Origin of the sequence: Acinetobacter sp. MD2(2019) (genome assembly GCF_035615615.1) — a bacterium.
GTDB lineage: Bacteria > Pseudomonadota > Gammaproteobacteria > Pseudomonadales > Moraxellaceae > Acinetobacter.
Genome location: NZ_VTDU01000014.1, coordinates 42,992 through 59,553, shown reverse-complemented (window position 1 = coordinate 59,553; position 16,562 = coordinate 42,992). Strand labels below are relative to the sequence as shown.

Genomic DNA, 16,562 nt, shown 5'->3' with positions numbered 1-16,562 from the left:
AACGGAGTATGACGACCACCTTCGTCTTTAGAAAGTACGTATACTTCTGCGTCGAATTTAGTGTGCGGCTTGATTGTACCTGGTTTAGCAAGTACTTGACCACGTTGTACGTCTTCACGCTTAGTACCACGAAGAAGAACACCACAGTTCTCGCCTGCACGACCTTCGTCAAGCAATTTACGGAACATTTCAACGCCAGTTACAGTTGTAGTTTGAGTATCACGGATACCCACGATTTCAACTGATTCACCAACTTTAACGATACCTGATTCTACACGGCCTGTTACTACTGTACCACGACCAGAAATAGAGAATACGTCTTCGATTGGCATTAAGAATGCTTTGTCGATTGCACGTTCTGGTTCTGGGATGTAAGAGTCAAGCGCTTCTACAAGTGCAAGAACTGCTGGCTCGCCATACTGGTCAGCGTTGCCGTTCAATGCTTGTAAAGCTGAACCACGGATGATTGGCGTGTCATCACCTGGGAAGTCATAAGTAGAAAGAAGTTCACGAACTTCCATTTCTACTAATTCAAGAAGCTCTTCGTCGTCTACAAGGTCACATTTGTTTAAGAATACAACGATGTACGGTACACCAACCTGACGAGAAAGTAGGATGTGTTCACGAGTTTGTGGCATTGGACCATCAGTCGCTGCACATACAAGGATCGCGCCGTCCATTTGAGCCGCACCAGTAATCATGTTTTTAACATAATCGGCGTGACCTGGACAGTCTACGTGCGCGTAGTGACGAATTGGAGAATCGTATTCTACGTGTGAAGTATTAATGGTAATACCACGTGCTTTTTCTTCTGGCGCTGAGTCGATTTGCGAGTAATCTTTCGCTTCACCACCGTGGTGTTTTGCACAGATTGTTGCAATCGCAGCAGTTAAAGTTGTTTTACCATGGTCAACGTGACCAATTGTGCCCACGTTTACGTGTGGTTTATTACGTTCAAACTTAGCCTTAGCCATGTTCATCTTCCTCATTTACGTCGAACACAGGTATATTTAACTCAGTTCGACACATCGCCTAAAAAAACCAAATACCAAATACTTGAAAAGCAGACTAATAAGCCTGCTTTCTTTAAAACTGCGAATCATCGCTAAACTGTAATCTGGAGCTCTTATCGAGATTTGAACTCGAGACCTCTCCCTTACCAAGGGAGTGCTCTACCACTGAGCTATAAGAGCAATATACTTCGATGGAGCGGGAGACGAGGGTCGAACTCGCGACATGTAGCTTGGAAGGCTACCGCTCTACCAACTGAGCTACTCCCGCTTAATGTTGGTATTAACCACTTATCGAAGCAAAATAATGGTGGTGAGAGAAGGATTCGAACCTTCGAAACTTTCGTGGCAGAGTTACAGTCTGCTCCCTTTGACCGCTCGGGAATCTCACCATATCACACTTACTTTCAGTGCTATCCTTTACTTACAACAAACAACTTTAAGATGGTGCCGGCACACGGATTCGAACTGTGGACCTACTGATTACAAGTCAGTTGCTCTACCAACTGAGCTATGCCGGCGCTTCTTGTTGTTTCGTACGTTTCGTATCGGAACGGTGTGCAGTTTAGCAAAACTTTAAAATGATGCAAGCTCTTTTTTCAAAAAAATAGTAAAAAACTTATAAAATCAATCCAGTTGATGATAATTCAACCGCCTTGATCACTGCGCGAGCTTTTATTTGGGTTTCATTCCATTCTGATTCAGGATTTGAGTCGGCAACCAAGCCTGCACCCGCTTGCACATAGACTTTATTGTCGCGAATCACACAGGTTCGAATGGCAATCGACATATCCATTTCACCATGCCAACCCAAATAACCAATTGCTCCACCAAAGATGCCGCGTTTGACCGGTTCAACTTCGTCAATAATTTCCATGGCACGAATTTTTGGCGCGCCTGACAACGTTCCTGCAGGGAACGTGGCTTTAAAGACATCCAAAGCATCCACGCCATCGCGTACTTCAGCTTGTACGTTCGAGACAATGTGCATGACGTGCGAGTAGCGCTCAATCACCATTTTATCGGTGACTTGCACTTTACCAATTTTGGCTACTCGCCCAACATCATTACGGCCTAAATCAATTAACATTAAATGCTCGGCGATTTCTTTTTCGTCCGACAACAAATCTTGTTCGAGTGCCAAATCTTCTTCTTTGGTTTTTCCACGTGGGCGAGTTCCCGCAAGCGGTCTGACTGTGGCAATTCCATCTTCAAGGCGCGACAAAATTTCAGGCGATGAACCGACTACATGAAACGGCTTGCCATCTTCTAACGTCTGGCCTTGTACTAAAAACAAATAAGGCGATGGATTTAAATGCCGCAATGCGCGATAGACCTGTAATGGCTCGCCATCGAAGTCAGACACCATCCGCTGACCGGGCACAACTTGCATGACATCGCCCGCACGGATGTATTCTTTGACTTTTTCGACCGTCTGTAAGAACTTTTCTTTACCTGTAATCGATTCAAAATGCGGTGCAGTATGTGGCTTAGCTTGTAAGCTGATTGGCGTGGCCAAACGTGCTTCTAATGCATCGAGCTGCTGCTGTGCTTTCAGGTAAGCATCTGGCTGGGTAGCATCGGCATGTACAATCAAAAACAGGGTATCTTTTAAATTATCAAACACAATAACTGTTTTAGACAGCATCATCCAAATATCAGGCAAGCCCACAGGGTCTTGTTCAGGCACATTTTTTAAGCGTGGTTCAATATAACGCACAGCATCATAGCCCAAATACCCCACCAAGCCCCCAGTAAAACTTGGTAATTCAGGTAACTGAGCTTTGGTCGGGACTTTAAATTGCGCCTGAAAATTGCGAATATAGGCAAAAGGATCAACACAGGCTTGCTGTTCAAGCGCGCCATTGGCATGTTGAATACTTAAAACACCGTTATTGCATGAAAATACAGTCGATTCGCCCAGACCAATCATCGAATAACGCGCCCAATTCTCTCCCCCTTCAACCGATTCGAACAAATACGCATGCTGATTGTCTTTGAGTCGCGCAAAAATAGACAATGGCGTGTCGGTATCAGCCAAACGTTGGCGATATACGGGAATGGTGTTGTAGCCTTGTTGTTGCAATTGTGCGAATTGTTCAGAAGTCATCATTAGAAATACCTTTTTATCTATGTCAATTTAACGTGGTGCATCATGGTTTAGAATGAGCGACGCCATCGAAAAAGTTGCAGGTATTTCATTTTGGGCTTCCTAAGCAGTATTTATGATGGAATAAGCGTTTCGAGAGTATCAATCACTTGCTGTGGATGGCAAGCATAAATATCTTCTCCATGATTATAGCCATAGCTCATCACGATACAATCGATTCTGGCATTTCTTGCAGCTTCAATATCGTTACTTGAGTCACCAATCATTAAGGTCTGCTCAGGCGAGCAGTTAAAAAATGCCGCAGCATGTAATAACGGCAAAGGATCTGGTTTACGCACAGGTAAGCTGTCGCCGCCAAGAATCAAACCAAAATAATGATCGAGTTGTAATTGTTGCAATAATTGCTTAGCGAGTGCCTCTGGCTTATTGGTCACACAAGCCATGTGTAATTGCTGGGCTTGGCAATAATTCAAAAAAGCCAGCACTCCAGCAAAAGGCTGACTAGAAATACACAATCCTTCGGTATAACACTGTAAATAACACGCCAATAATTGCTGATGCTGCACAGCGTCAATTGTACCTGCCAAATGCAATAAAACACTGTCACACAGCTTGGCGGTGCCTTTACCCACCCATTGTCGAATTTGTGGTTCTGTGACCAACGGCAGCGCCAACTTGGTTAAGGCGGCATTCATGGCACGATACATATCTGCGGCTGTGTCGATTAAGGTGCCATCTAAATCAAAAAGAATTAAGTGTCGTTCATTTAAAGGACGTACTTGCATGCTCGCTTCCTTCTGACATATTGATTAAAAGGCATTTGGAAAATGCCTTGTCTGTTTTACTTTAACAGCAGCCACGCAATGACCGCTAAAACAATGAGCACCACAATACTAAGCAGCCCAACCGAAGCATTCTTTTTTTCTTCAATTTTTTGTTCAACGCGTGATGGTTCAACTTCAACAGAAACTGGCGTTGGCTCAGCTTTGGCATGAATGTCGACACCTTCAGGCAAAGGCGCAGGCACAGGAATGGCCATTTTTTGCGGCATCCCTTCTGCATTGACCAGCGTATCGCCACGTTCAGCTAAACTTGGCATGCCTTGGTCTTTCATCTGTGCCGCAACAGGTTCTGCTGGTTTTTCTTCAACTGCTGGAGCAAGCACCAAAAACTTCAAATGGGCAAATTGAATGACATCCTGATCTTGAAGCAACGTTTCCGCATCAATTCGCACATCATTCACAAAAGTACCATTCGATGAGCCTGCATCTTTTAACCACACGCCATCTTCATTCAAATTAAAGACCGCATGCTGACGCGATATGGCCGCAGACTGTAAAACCAGATCACAGTCAGGATGACGACCAATGGTCATGCTTCGGTCGATGCTAATCTCTTGGTCAGTCAACTCATTTGCAAGCGCGTGTAATTTCCAGTTCATGCCAAAATCCTATTTTCTTTTCCTGCTAGCATAACATGTTTAAATTTATTCCCAGCAAACGGCTATTTTAAAGCACAGTATCGCTTAAAATAAATCCTAAATAGATAATATATTACTTGCTATATCATGCATAAAAAAGGTATTAAATTTGCATTTAATACCTTTTAAATAATATCTTTAATCTAATTCAGTTTAGATAAGAAAGTCTTCTAATTTCGCGCCATTTTCTAATTGCGCAACCAACCAACGTGGTTGTTTACCACGCCCCGTCCAAGTTTCTTTCGGATTGGCTTTATTGCGATAACGTGGCTCTACCGGTTTACGCACCGTGCTTTTACGTTTTTGCGCGCCATATTCTAACAATTGATCGATGGTTAAATCTAAGTTAGATGCAATTTCAATGACCTGATTATAGGCATCTTCAATCGCTTGTTCTTTTTTAGATGCAATTAAAACTTCCGCTTCACGTTGTAAACGTTTTAATTCTTCTACCGTTAAATTAGTAATATCTTGCACAAGTTTCTCCAGTATTTTTTAAAATAACTTTTAAAGTATGGTTTATCATAATCAAGATAACAAAAAAAGTATAGTTTTAAAAATAAAACGATATTAGTTTGATATTAAAATCTGACGATTAACTTTTTGCTCTAATTGAATGAACTGCTGACGTATTTTCTCTGGAATGGGCATTTTTTTTAGTTGTACTGGATCGACAAAAACAATAACCGCCTCAGCCAAAGCAACAACCAATTGTTGTTTTTCACTCCACAGCAGATATTCCATACGCACAGCACTATTACGCATTTCTACAACACGTGCCCCTATTTTTAATTGATCGGGGAAAAATAGCGGTTTTAAATATTGACACTGACTCGATGCAACCACGCTATATATTTCTTCATCAAATAAATGAAGTGCATTTAAATACTCAATGCGAGCAGATTCAATATAACGATAATACACCACATTATTCACATGCCCAAAAGCATCCATATCGCCCCAAGCAACGCTTTGCTGATAAATAATGGGGTATTTTTCTAATGATTGCATAATCCATCCTTAAATATTAATTTTTAAATAATTACTATTACTTTCAAATAATAAATTTAACTGTTCACTCAACTCTTCATTGCCTTGCAGTTGTATTTTAATTCTTAAATAACTCATCAAAACATTATCTGGATACAGCGACAATAACGCTTCAGATTCTGCAATACGATGCGTTGCTTGATAAACATGCCATTTGGCAAATGCAAAAATAGGCAGTTGATTATATTTTTGCTCCCACGCATTTACATGCTGCTCAATTTCTAAATAATCGGGTTGTTGTTTTAATAATTGCGTTTCAAACCACAAATAAAAGACTTCTTGGTCAAATAATTCATCCAATAAATCTTCAGCCAAAAGCGTATGCTCACGCCCCATTTCTGGCATTCGGGCTAAAATTTTTAACCATAAAATTTTATTTTCACGTGCCATATTCACGTGCTGCACATAAACCAATTGATGATAACACTGCTGTAATGCTTCTAAATCTTCGACACTGGCCTGATCATATTGACTTAGAATTTGTTGCAACCAATGCGTTTTATCTTCGGCATGTAATTGCCCAAATTGGCTGGCATATAAATATAACCATGGAAATTGGGTCGCAAAAGCACCCCATAATTGGGTTAGTTTATGCTCGTAGCCTTGTTGTAAATCTTGCAACCACGGTGACAAATCATGTTGTGATAAAAACTCTAAATGACTCAACGCCTGCTGCCCTTGCATTTGTGATAGATAAATTTCTATACGCAAAAAAGCCGCCAGCTCAAATGCCAAAGTCGAGCTATGCGCCAAAATATCTAATGCCTGCTGACTGTGGCCAGCACGCCACAGCATATTTGCTTGAACAATCTCTTTGAACAAGACCGAGGGCTGATAAAGCTCTTGTAACATTTTTTCTTGTTCGTGCCCCGCTTCAAGCACTTTAAGCACCGCCAATTTTTCATACGGATGCAATTGTTCAAAACTCAGAATTTGCTGTTCTTTGCGCATGCGCTTGCTTAAATAGCGTTTGAGTCCGAGCCACAGCACTTGCAGCACAAAACTCAAGCACAGCAACCCAATCATCAGCACCCAAATATTGCTTTCAATTTGCCAATGGCGCAAATAAATATAGACATATCCGACACCGTAGCCATAACTGAATACGCTTAGCAGCGCCATCAGCAATAAACCCACCCAAAAATAGGCGCGCAATAGAGACGTCATCTCTTCCTCCTAATTCAGCAATGCCAACGTACTTAACGTTGGAATAGGTGGAATTGGAAGCTGTTTGGCCTTGTCTAAGCTTGCACGTACAGATGGCTGTTGCAATGCGGGTGCTTGGCTGAATAAAGCACTCGCTTGCTTTAAACTTTGTTGATATTCATCGGTTAAGCCGGCATCAAAAGCCTGTTTTGCCAACAACAAACGAATTTGAATTTCTTTGATCACCAAATGTTGGTTCATGAGTTCAGTTTTAGGCTGCGCAACTGATTCAACTTTGAACCAGTTATTCCAAAAATGCGCGTTGGTGGTTTTTTGATAGCTCCGATCCGGACTTTGACTTAAACGATTCAACTGTTGATCGAGGGTTTTAAACAGTAAATTGGCCTGATCACGCTGTGCTTGTCGCAAGTCATGATATTGCTGAATCAAGGCTAAATCTTTGCTGATACCTTGCTCTAGACTTTGCTGTAATGCCGGTGCAATATCGTAATTCGGCACTTGTTTTTGTAATTGAGTCAGTTGCTCAAAGGCATAAATCTCTTGCTGTTGCTGTAATGCAAACTGTACCAATTGTAATTGTTGCTTCACCAATAAAACCGAATGTTGCACCACTTGAGGCTGCACGTTTGCGGCCGTAGTTGAGCTATTTTGTTCAGGCACGGCAGTGCTTTGACGCTGTAAAGCCACCAATTGATCGTTTAAATTGGCATTATTTTGCTCAAGCTGCGTCAGTTGAGTTTGTAAGCTTTGCAGTTGAGTGTCACTTTGAATTTGGTCATAGTTCATTTTTAACAACCAAATGAACACGATCAAACCAACCACGATAAAGCGTTTTTTCATGCCAACCCTTTTTGTTCTAATAAATAACGATAAATCACATCCGGCGCTAAGCGCGCAAATGCCGTCACCTGTGCTTGTCCGTCTAAATTTTGCGTTGTTAAAATTAAACGATATAAGCGTTCGCCTAAGGCTAAATAATGACATTTTTTTAACAGTTCAGGCGCATTTTGACAGAGCGCTTGCCAATTGAGCCAACTGGCTTCACTACTAATACACACATATATCTTTTTCTTGCTGTGCTGTAAGTAAGGCAATTGTTGCTGAAACATCACAGCCGTTTTATCGGGGCAATGCCGAGTATATAAAACAAAATTTAGCAGTTGAATGCCTTGTTGCTGCAATTGCTGCATCATAAACTGACGCCCACCTTCGCCCCGCCAAAACGCCACAGATTGCACTGTCGACTGCTGCAAAATCGGTAAAGATAGCATCCCTTCCGATGTTTCAACTTCGGGCACATGCGCATGAATCTGATGCTGTGCAAGATACTCTGCCGTTGCAGCTCCCACCGCAATCCATTGAACATGCGCCAATTCTGCCAAACTTAAACCACTTTGTTTTAAGTAAGCGAGACCAATTTCTGCCGCAGTCGGACTCACAACAACAATGATTTGTGCGTGAAGTAACTGTTGATATTGCCTTAATAACGTGGCATTCCATGCAACTGGTCGCAGTTCCAACAACGGTAAATCGAGCACCTCTAGCGCAAACTCACGCAGTGGTGCAGATAGTGCCTGCGCTCGATGTGCTGGACGGGTGTTAATCAACAACATCGTTTAATGCAGTACCTTTAATAATTCAGCCGCGCCTTGGTCTAACAATTGTTGTGCAAGCTGCCGACCCAATGCTTCTGCAGCGTCTAAATCGGCCATCGCCTCACCTTGCGCTTTAAGTAAGGTTTGCCCATCAACACTACCTACGCGGCCTTGCATATAAATTTTACCTTGCGCCAATGTGGCAAAGCCTGCAATTGGTACCTGACAACCGCCCTCTAAATAGGTATTAAATGCGCGCTCGGCACGAACACACAGTTCGGTTTCAGTGTGCTGCAACGGTGCAATCAGTTCCAAAACGGCTTGATCTTGACTGCGACACTCTAAGCCTAGCGCCCCTTGCCCAACGGCAGGCAAACTCATTGTGGTGTCGAGTTCATGACGAATTCTTGATTCCAGTTTTAGGCGTTTTAAACCAGCACTGGCTAAAATAATCGCATCATACAAACCTTCATCTAATTTAGATAAACGCGTTCCGACATTGCCGCGAAGATCTTTAATGACTAAATCTGGTCGGGCTTGTAAAATTTGGCATTTACGGCGTAAGCTCGATGTACCGACCACCGCACCCTGTGGTAAATCATCAAAATGTGCATACTGATGCGACACAAAAGCATCGGTTGGATCTTCGCGTTCACAAATCACCGCAAGTGTTAATCCTTCCGGAAATTGCATCGGCACATCTTTCATTGAATGTACGGCTAAATCGGCACGACCTTCTAATAAGGCATGTTCTAATTCTTTTACAAATAAGCCTTTACCGCCAATTTTTGCCAATGGCGTATCTAAAATTTTATCGCCCTGCGTGACAAACTTTACCAGCTCAACCTCAAGTTCTGGATACAACGCAGCTAAACGCGCTTTAATATGTTCTGCTTGCCAAAGGGCTAAAGGGCTTTGGCGTGTTGCAATTTTTAAGCATTTCATTGATTTTCTATATGCTGCAAAAGAATAAGCATAAACTTAACCTGATCTAACAAAAATGCAAGTTTTCAGGCTAAATTGTTATAAACGATTTAATTTTTCCCTCAAGACTGGCAAATGCCGGCGACTGACAGCCAATTTATCGTCAATTTTCCTAAACCGCACTTGATACTGCCCTGCACCTAACGTTTCCAAACCATCTAAGTCTTGAATTGAAACCAATGCGTTGCGATGAATTCGGATAAAATTTTGAGAAAATTCCGATTCTAATTCTTTGAGTGTTTCATCAATTAACACCAAGCCCTGATCGTGGCGCACCGAAACATATTTTTGATCGGCAAGAAAATAATAAATCCGCTCTATTGGAATGAGCTCGACGCCACGGTGCGAACGCGCAGTGATAAATTGTCGTTGTAACGATAAAGTTTGTGGTAACTGACTGCTTTCGGCGTGCTTTAGTTGGCTTAACTGCGCTTGATTGGGCTGCACAATATGCTCTAACGCTTGTTGTAATTCGGCTTTGGCAATCGGTTTCAGTAAATACGCCTGTGCTTGTGCTTGAAATGCCGCCAAAGCATGTTGATCATAGGCGGTACAAAAAATAATGGCGGGTTTAAACGACAAATTTGCCAATTGCTTGGCGCAACTTAAACCATCTAATTCGGGCATTTGAATATCTAATAACAGCACATCTGGGCGAAACTGTTCAACCAATGCCATCACCGCCACACCATCTTGTGCGGTGGCAACCACTTCGTGCCCCAACTGACTCACTAAACGTGATAACCGATCTATCGCTAAAGGCTCATCATCACAAATTAATATTTTCATGTTTGTTCTTCATCTCAAACGCAGTTAGCTTTTTAGGTTAATTTTGCTTGGAAACCGCACAACGGTGGTAAAAATCCCATCGACTGCAAAAAACCGAACATCGGCAGCATAACCATAATAAGCACGTAATCGCTGTTTAACATTTTCAAGTGCTAAACCATGCCCTTGGCGCTGTTCTTGTTGTTTTGGTTGATAAGGATTGCTAATCACAATATTCACTTGTTGTTCTAACACTTCAACCAATAGACTGATCTTACACGCACCGCTCATTTTTTCAACACCATGAAAAATACTATTTTCTAATAGCGGCTGTAAACTTAATAATGGAATTTGAATGCCATACAGTAGCGGCAGCGCCGGCAAGCGCCAATCCATATCTAAACGCTCGCCCAAACGCATCTGTTCAATGGCCATATAATGCTGACACAACGCCAGTTCTTCATGCAGTGGCACCAGTTTAAGCTCTTGTAAACTTGCACGAAATAAACGAGATAAGTTAATGAGCATATCTTCGGCTTTGTCGGGGTCGGTCGCAATTAAGCTAACCACACTATTTAAACTATTAAATAAAAAATGCGGTTGGATTCTGGCTTGCATGGCTTGAATACGCGCTTGTAACTCGCTGTGTTGTTGTTTTACCCACTGATCGCGGATATATAAATAACGTAAACAAAAAATACTCAGCAACAAACCATAGCTTAAATGTAAAGGCAGACCGCGCCATAGGTTTTCAAATGACCATGCCGAAGCTGCGTGGTGATGCGAAAGTATAGACAATCCATTTAAAAATAAGGTGGTACATACAATAATACTTTGTAAAATAAGCACACCCACACTGAGCGCAGCCACATGAGACAACCGATTTAGTTGGCTTTGGTAGCGATCGACAATCCATGCAAAAACCACTTCCACCCAATAAAAATACAGCAATATTTCACAGATTCGAGCCACGCTGAGTGCTTGCCATGTCTGTGCTTCTGCCAATGCAATTAAGACTGAAAGCACCGCACTTGCAAGAAATAATTCGATTAAATATTGCCAACGGCCAATTTTCGTAAAAAAATAGGCAGATTGTTCCTGACGCACAGCTTTGGATGATGGTTTGGCGTACAAACGTTGTCCATCGGCAAACGGGTCAGGTTTTGCTATACTCTTTTTTATTTTGCTGAGCCGCCATGACCACATCTTCTCAATCCTCAAATAATCCCCAAGCCACATCTGGTATGTGGGGCGGTCGCTTTAGCGAAGCGACTGATGCTTTTGTTGCTGAATTTACCGCTTCTGTGCAATTTGACCAACGTTTTTATAAACAAGATATCGCGGGTTCAATTGCCCACGCAACCATGTTGGCCAAAGTCGGGGTGCTGACCGAAGCAGAACGCAACGACATTATTCAAGGTTTAACCGCCATTCAAGCAGAAATTGAAGCCGGCAACTTTGAATGGCGCATTGATTTAGAAGATGTACACATGAACATCGAATCTCGCCTCACCGACCGCATTGGTATTACGGGTAAAAAATTACATACCGGCCGTAGCCGTAACGACCAAGTGGCAACCGATATTCGTTTATATTTACGTGACGAAATTGACGCGATTTTAGTGGTTTTACAGCGCTTACAAAATGGTATTTTGGCGCTTGCTGCAAAAAACACCGACACCATTATGCCAGGCTTCACCCATTTACAAACTGCACAGCCGGTGACTTTTGGTCATCATTTATTGGCATGGTTTGAAATGTTGGTGCGTGACACTGAACGCCTACAAGACTGCCGTAAACGTGTGAATCGTATGCCTTTAGGTTCTGCTGCTTTGGCAGGTACAACTTACCCAATCGACCGTGCCTATACCGCTGAACTATTAGGTTTTGAAGCGGTGTCTGAAAACTCGCTAGATGCCGTATCTGACCGCGACTTCGCCATTGAGTTTAATGCCGCAGCCGCATTAATTATGATGCATTTATCACGCATGTCGGAAGAATTAATTTTATGGACATCGGCTCAATTTAAGTTTGTGCAAATTCCTGACCGTTTCTGCACAGGTTCATCCATCATGCCGCAGAAGAAGAACCCAGATGTACCCGAATTGGTTCGTGGTAAATCAGGTCGTGTCTTTGGCGATTTAATTAGCTTATTAACCTTAATGAAAGGTCAACCACTGGCGTACAACAAAGACAACCAAGAAGACAAAGAGCCGTTGTTTGATGCCATTGATACCGTTCGTGGTTCACTGATGGCCTTTGCCGATATGATTCCTGCGTTGGTTCCAAACATTGCGGTTATGCGTGAAGCTGCGTTACGTGGTTTCTCAACGGCAACCGACCTTGCCGATTACTTAGTAAAAAAAGGGATCGCCTTCCGTGATGCGCATGAAATTGTGGGTAAAGCGGTGGCTTTAGGCGTGGCAGAAGAAAAAGACTTATCTGAATTAAGCCTTGAACAATTACAACAGTTCTCTGACTTAATTAGCGCAGATGTGTTCGATCAAGCCTTAACTTTAGAAGCTTCAGTCAATGCACGTAACCACATTGGCGGCACCGCGCCAGCACAAGTGACAGCGGCTATTGCCCGTGCACACACACGTTTAGCTGCACTTTACACCCAAGGATAAGCCATGAGCAGACAAGTATTTTGCCGTAAATATCAGCAAGACTTAGATGGACTCGATTTTGCACCATTCCCTGGCGCAAAGGGTCAAGAATTTTTTGAAACCGTTTCTAAACAAGCATGGCAAGAATGGTTAAAACACCAAACCACGCTAATTAACGAAAAACGCTTAAATGTGTTTGACCCTGAAGCGAAAAAATTCTTAGAAGAACAACGCGAAAAGTTCTTAAGTAACGATGATAGCGTTGAAAAAGCCGAAGGCTGGACCGCCGAAAAAAAATAAGCCACAGCGGTGAATTATTCTAAAAAAGCAGCGACAAGTTCGTTGCTTTTTTTATTTTATTCACAACAACTTACAAACATGCATACAAAATAACATGTTATCACAAGACTTACACTGACAGCAGCAGTGGTTATTGTTATCTTAACTTCATCAAGATGAAATCCATGCTTGATGTAATACCCCTTTATATATCCCAGGTTCCCCCAGATCTGGGATTTTTTTTATTCTTGGGATGGTTATTTTTATTACATACAAAGCGCTTTATTGATTCTGCACATGCTGGGCAATTTCATCGACACTGCTGTGACGAACATCTAAGCCTTTCACGATATAAATCACTTGTTCTGAAATATTGCGTGCATGATCGCCAATCCGTTCTAGGGAACGCAACACCCACAAAACATTCAGCACCCGCGAAATATAACGCGGATCTTCAATCATGTACGTCATTAAGGTACGCGTAGCAGATTGATATTCGCGGTCGATGTCGGCATCGGCACGTAATACATTCACCGCTTGATCGGCATCTAAACGTGCAAAGGCATCTAAGGCATCGTGAATCATCACGCGCACCTGATTACCGATATGACGCGTTTCCATAAAACCGCGCGGTGAGCCACCTTCTTCACACAAACTTTGTGCAATGCTGGCAATTTTAGACGCTTCATCGCCAATCCGTTCGAGGTCAGTATTGGCTTTACTCATGGCTATCACCATGCGTAAATCAATGGCGGCAGGATGACGGCGCGCCAAAATAAAAGTCAAACTTTCATCAATTTCTAATTCTAGACGATTGACTGTTTTTTCAGTGTATTGCACATCTACTGCAAGATTGACATCCATATCCAACAAGGCATGAATGGCATTGGTCACCTGTTGTTCAATGACCCCACCCATCGCCATAAATTTGGTGTTCACTTCCTGCATTTCTTCGTTAAATTGCGAGGAAATATGATGTGCTAATAACGGGTTTTTTAAGGTCAAAAGATTGCTCCCGAAAAACAGGTCAGAAAAAGATGAATGATTATTTAAACACAACCAACATGAAGATTTGATGACATTTTAGCTTTTATCAATGATCAGGCTTCGCCATTTGATGGTGTGGTTTTAATCAGGCAAAGTACAACATCATCCACTTAAATACGTTTAAGCAATGCCGCAAAAAATATACTTTTGTTTGAGCATCACTTTTTATGCAATGTGTTTGGCTAAAAGCTCAAATAAAGAAGGATCGACACATTGCGAGATATTAAAACGCATAAATTGCTGCGCGGTTGGACTATGACTAAAATTTGTTCCTGCGGCTAATATCACATGGTCTTGTCGGCACGCGTGCACCAAGCTTTCAGCCTGAACGCCCTGTGGTAACTGACACCACAAAAACATGCCCGCTTTAGGAATGGTCCACGGCACAATGCCTAAATCTTCTAACTGCCCCACCACAAAGCGCCGCGCCTCATTTAACCGTTGGTTGATATAGTCTAAATGACGCCGATACTGCGCATGTTTTAAGGTCTGATACACCAATAAACTATTTAGCTGATTACAACTAAAACTGGTGGCAATTTTCACCTTGACCAATAAATCGATATATTCAGATTTTGCTGCAATATAGCCACAACGAAACGCGGCAGACAACGATTTAGAAAAACTACCAATTTGAATAACCTGTTCAAAATTAGACAAGGCGGCATAGCGTGGCGCGGGGACTAACTCGAAGTCGGCATAAACATCATCTTCAATAATGAGCATATTAGCCTGTTCAGCCATTTTTAACACCTGATACGCAACCGCCAAATTCAAGCTTGCACCGGTTGGGTTATGTGGTCCCGCGTTGGTGATATACAGCTTAGGCGCGGCTTGCATGGCCTCGGCAAAGGCATTTAAATCGGGGCCATTTGGGGTAAATGGCACGGCAATCACACGAACCTGTAATAGTTCTAATAAGGTAAAAAAATTAAAATAGCAAGGGTCATCAACTACCACCACATCGCCCGGTTTCAGCCATGTTCGGCAAATTAAATCTAAAGCATGTGTGCCATTTTCGGTTAATAACACCTGATCGGGATGAAGATTCACGCCATAATGCTGGATGCGCTGACTTAATAATTCCCGCAAAGGTTCAAAGCCCAAAACAGGACTATAAGCCAATACATCTTCAGCGCTGGCATTTAAGGCATGTCGTAACGATTTACGCACAATCGCCTCTGGCATCCAATTTGTAGGCAACCAGCCACAACCGGGAGTAAATTTTGCATCGTGTGCAATCAGCGCTTGGTGTGCAACCCAAAAAGGATGCGTCGCCATTTCCGCTTGGGTACTGGGCAAATCAATGCCTGTTGCTTGCTGTTGATTCAGTACGAAATAACCCGAGCCACGGCGAACTTCAATTAAATTTTCTGCCAATAAGCGCTCATAGGCTTCTAAAACGGTTGAAACAGAAACCTGTAATGTTTGAGCCAGTTTACGCAAGGATGGCAACTTACTCCCCACCAAAAATTGGCGGCTTTGAATGCGCTCAGAAATATAGTCAATGACCTGATTTATTTTGGTTGGTTGTTGTGTATTGACCATAACAGTTGCTTCTGTGTCACCCAAACAGTTTTTTTAAATTCTAACCGGCTGATGCTACTTTTACCAGTATCGTCATGGCATAAAGGAGCATCATTGATTGGCAGGTTATGGGTTAAATGTTTATTGCGCAAAGTCTTCTTGAGCAACATTTTTTATGGGGATTACTTCTTCTGAGTTTGGCGGCACTGATTGCAGGTTATGTCGATGCAGTTGCAGGCGGTGCAGGTTTATTACTGATTCCCGCCATGATTATGCTGGGCCTACCTACACAAGTTGCCCTTGGCCAAGAAAAATTAGTCAGCATGGTGGGAACCTTGGCTGCCATTCGTAATTTTATGCGCAGCCGAGCCATTATTTGGCAAGTGGTGCCGCTTGGCGTAGTAATGGCACTTTTAGGCGCGTATGTGGGTGCAAAATGCGTTCTGATTTTACCCGTTAAAGTCCTTACCCTCGTGGTAATTTGTCTATTACCGATTGGATTAATCATCACATTATGTAAAAGCCGACTCTTGGCCCGTGCCAATGATCGTGAAAATGGACAATTTACCTCATCCAAACTGCTTCTGAGCATGGTTTGCTTAAGCGTGGGTTTTTACGATGGTTTTTTTGGCCCAGGAACAGGCAGTTTATTTATTATTGCGCTGTTTTTAATTAATCAATTTACCTTATTAAATGCTTCTGCAACAGCCAAAATCTTTAATTTCTGCTCGAATTTTGGCGCGCTGATTGCCTTTTTAATGGCAGGGAAATTAATGTTTTTGCTTAGCATCCCCATGATATTGGCCAATATTGTTGGCAATCATTTTGGTAGCCAACACACCATTTCAAGCAATGGCCGACTGGTGCAAAAAGTCCTTGTTTTAAGCGTTGTTTTATTAATAATCAGTCTTAGTCTCCATATTTTATAAGGAAATT

17 protein-coding genes and 4 tRNA genes are annotated in these 16,562 nt (G+C 42.4%); 3 read left to right on the top strand and 18 right to left on the bottom strand.

All coding sequences use genetic code 11. The features are described 5' to 3' along the window. The 16 genes from tuf to I2F62_RS08935 form a co-directional block, all read right to left on the bottom strand. Positions 1-974 (bottom strand): elongation factor Tu (gene tuf, locus I2F62_RS09010; protein ID WP_324626681.1); only part of this gene is annotated, 974 nt, incomplete at its 3' end. 144 nt (positions 975-1,118) lie between these two features. After that, a tRNA-Thr gene (locus tag I2F62_RS09005) sits at positions 1,119-1,193 on the bottom strand. Positions 1,194-1,205: 12 nt separating this feature from the next. After that, positions 1,206-1,281: transfer RNA gene (locus I2F62_RS09000), tRNA-Gly, on the bottom strand. Between the two features lie 37 nt (positions 1,282-1,318). Beyond that, positions 1,319-1,402: transfer RNA gene (locus tag I2F62_RS08995), tRNA-Tyr, on the bottom strand. Positions 1,403-1,455: 53 nt separating this feature from the next. Further along, a tRNA-Thr gene (locus I2F62_RS08990) sits at positions 1,456-1,531 on the bottom strand. A 98-nt stretch (positions 1,532-1,629) separates the two neighbouring features. After that, positions 1,630-3,123 (bottom strand): anthranilate synthase component I, encoded by a 1,494-nt coding sequence (gene trpE, locus I2F62_RS08985; RefSeq protein ID WP_324626680.1) that lies wholly within the window; start codon positions 3,121-3,123, stop codon positions 1,630-1,632. A gap of 110 nt (positions 3,124-3,233) precedes the next feature. Beyond that, on the bottom strand, positions 3,234-3,905 hold the full coding sequence (locus I2F62_RS08980; RefSeq protein ID WP_324626679.1) for a phosphoglycolate phosphatase: 672 nt from the start codon (positions 3,903-3,905) through the stop codon (positions 3,234-3,236). Positions 3,906-3,961: 56 nt separating this feature from the next. Further along, entirely contained in the window at positions 3,962-4,561 is a 600-nt protein-coding gene (locus I2F62_RS08975; protein ID WP_324626678.1) for an FHA domain-containing protein, read from the bottom strand. Between the two features lie 192 nt (positions 4,562-4,753). Next, positions 4,754-5,077, bottom strand: coding sequence for an H-NS family nucleoid-associated regulatory protein (locus I2F62_RS08970; RefSeq protein ID WP_420713750.1), 324 nt, complete (start codon positions 5,075-5,077; stop codon positions 4,754-4,756). 93 nt (positions 5,078-5,170) lie between these two features. Beyond that, positions 5,171-5,611: a thioesterase family protein gene (locus I2F62_RS08965; RefSeq protein ID WP_324626677.1), complete on the bottom strand. Its 441-nt coding sequence runs from the start codon at positions 5,609-5,611 to the stop codon at positions 5,171-5,173. A gap of 9 nt (positions 5,612-5,620) precedes the next feature. Beyond that, positions 5,621-6,817 (bottom strand): heme biosynthesis protein HemY, encoded by a 1,197-nt coding sequence (locus I2F62_RS08960; RefSeq protein WP_324626676.1) that lies wholly within the window; start codon positions 6,815-6,817, stop codon positions 5,621-5,623. A gap of 9 nt (positions 6,818-6,826) precedes the next feature. Next, positions 6,827-7,657 carry a hypothetical protein gene (locus I2F62_RS08955; RefSeq protein WP_324626675.1) on the bottom strand — a complete coding sequence of 277 codons (831 nt, stop codon included), beginning with the start codon at positions 7,655-7,657 and terminating at the stop codon, positions 6,827-6,829. Next, positions 7,654-8,430 carry a uroporphyrinogen-III synthase gene (locus I2F62_RS08950; RefSeq protein ID WP_324626674.1) on the bottom strand — a complete coding sequence of 259 codons (777 nt, stop codon included), beginning with the start codon at positions 8,428-8,430 and terminating at the stop codon, positions 7,654-7,656. Before I2F62_RS08950 ends, I2F62_RS08955 begins: the two co-directional genes overlap by 4 nt. Before the next feature lie 3 nt (positions 8,431-8,433). Then, positions 8,434-9,357, bottom strand: a complete 924-nt coding sequence (gene hemC, locus I2F62_RS08945) for a hydroxymethylbilane synthase (RefSeq protein ID WP_324626673.1) — start codon at positions 9,355-9,357, stop codon at positions 8,434-8,436. Between the two features lie 78 nt (positions 9,358-9,435). Then, complete coding sequence (locus I2F62_RS08940; protein WP_324626672.1) at positions 9,436-10,185, bottom strand: LytTR family DNA-binding domain-containing protein; 750 nt, start codon at positions 10,183-10,185, stop codon at positions 9,436-9,438. Between the two features lie 24 nt (positions 10,186-10,209). Beyond that, positions 10,210-11,370, bottom strand: coding sequence for a sensor histidine kinase (locus I2F62_RS08935; protein ID WP_324626671.1), 1,161 nt, complete (start codon positions 11,368-11,370; stop codon positions 10,210-10,212). Between I2F62_RS08935 and argH the strand changes: the two genes are divergently transcribed. Both argH and I2F62_RS08925 read left to right on the top strand, forming a co-directional pair. Continuing rightward, positions 11,361-12,794: an argininosuccinate lyase gene (argH, locus tag I2F62_RS08930; RefSeq protein WP_324626670.1), complete on the top strand. Its 1,434-nt coding sequence runs from the start codon at positions 11,361-11,363 to the stop codon at positions 12,792-12,794. The genes I2F62_RS08935 and argH overlap by 10 nt on opposite strands. Positions 12,795-12,797: 3 nt before the next feature. Then, positions 12,798-13,073: an oxidative damage protection protein gene (locus I2F62_RS08925; protein ID WP_324626669.1), complete on the top strand. Its 276-nt coding sequence runs from the start codon at positions 12,798-12,800 to the stop codon at positions 13,071-13,073. A gap of 261 nt (positions 13,074-13,334) precedes the next feature. Here I2F62_RS08925 and phoU read toward each other — a convergent pair whose 3' ends face one another. Both phoU and I2F62_RS08915 read right to left on the bottom strand, forming a co-directional pair. Further along, the gene (phoU, locus tag I2F62_RS08920) at positions 13,335-14,057 is read right to left on the bottom strand and encodes a phosphate signaling complex protein PhoU (protein WP_324626668.1); all 723 of its coding nucleotides are present in this window, start codon (positions 14,055-14,057) and stop codon (positions 13,335-13,337) included. A gap of 207 nt (positions 14,058-14,264) precedes the next feature. Continuing rightward, complete coding sequence (locus I2F62_RS08915; RefSeq protein WP_324626667.1) at positions 14,265-15,647, bottom strand: PLP-dependent aminotransferase family protein; 1,383 nt, start codon at positions 15,645-15,647, stop codon at positions 14,265-14,267. 116 nt (positions 15,648-15,763) lie between these two features. On the opposite strand from I2F62_RS08915, the gene I2F62_RS08910 reads away from it, so the two are divergent. Then, positions 15,764-16,555: a TSUP family transporter gene (locus tag I2F62_RS08910; protein ID WP_324626666.1), complete on the top strand. Its 792-nt coding sequence runs from the start codon at positions 15,764-15,766 to the stop codon at positions 16,553-16,555. The last annotated feature ends 7 nt before the right edge of the window (positions 16,556-16,562 follow it).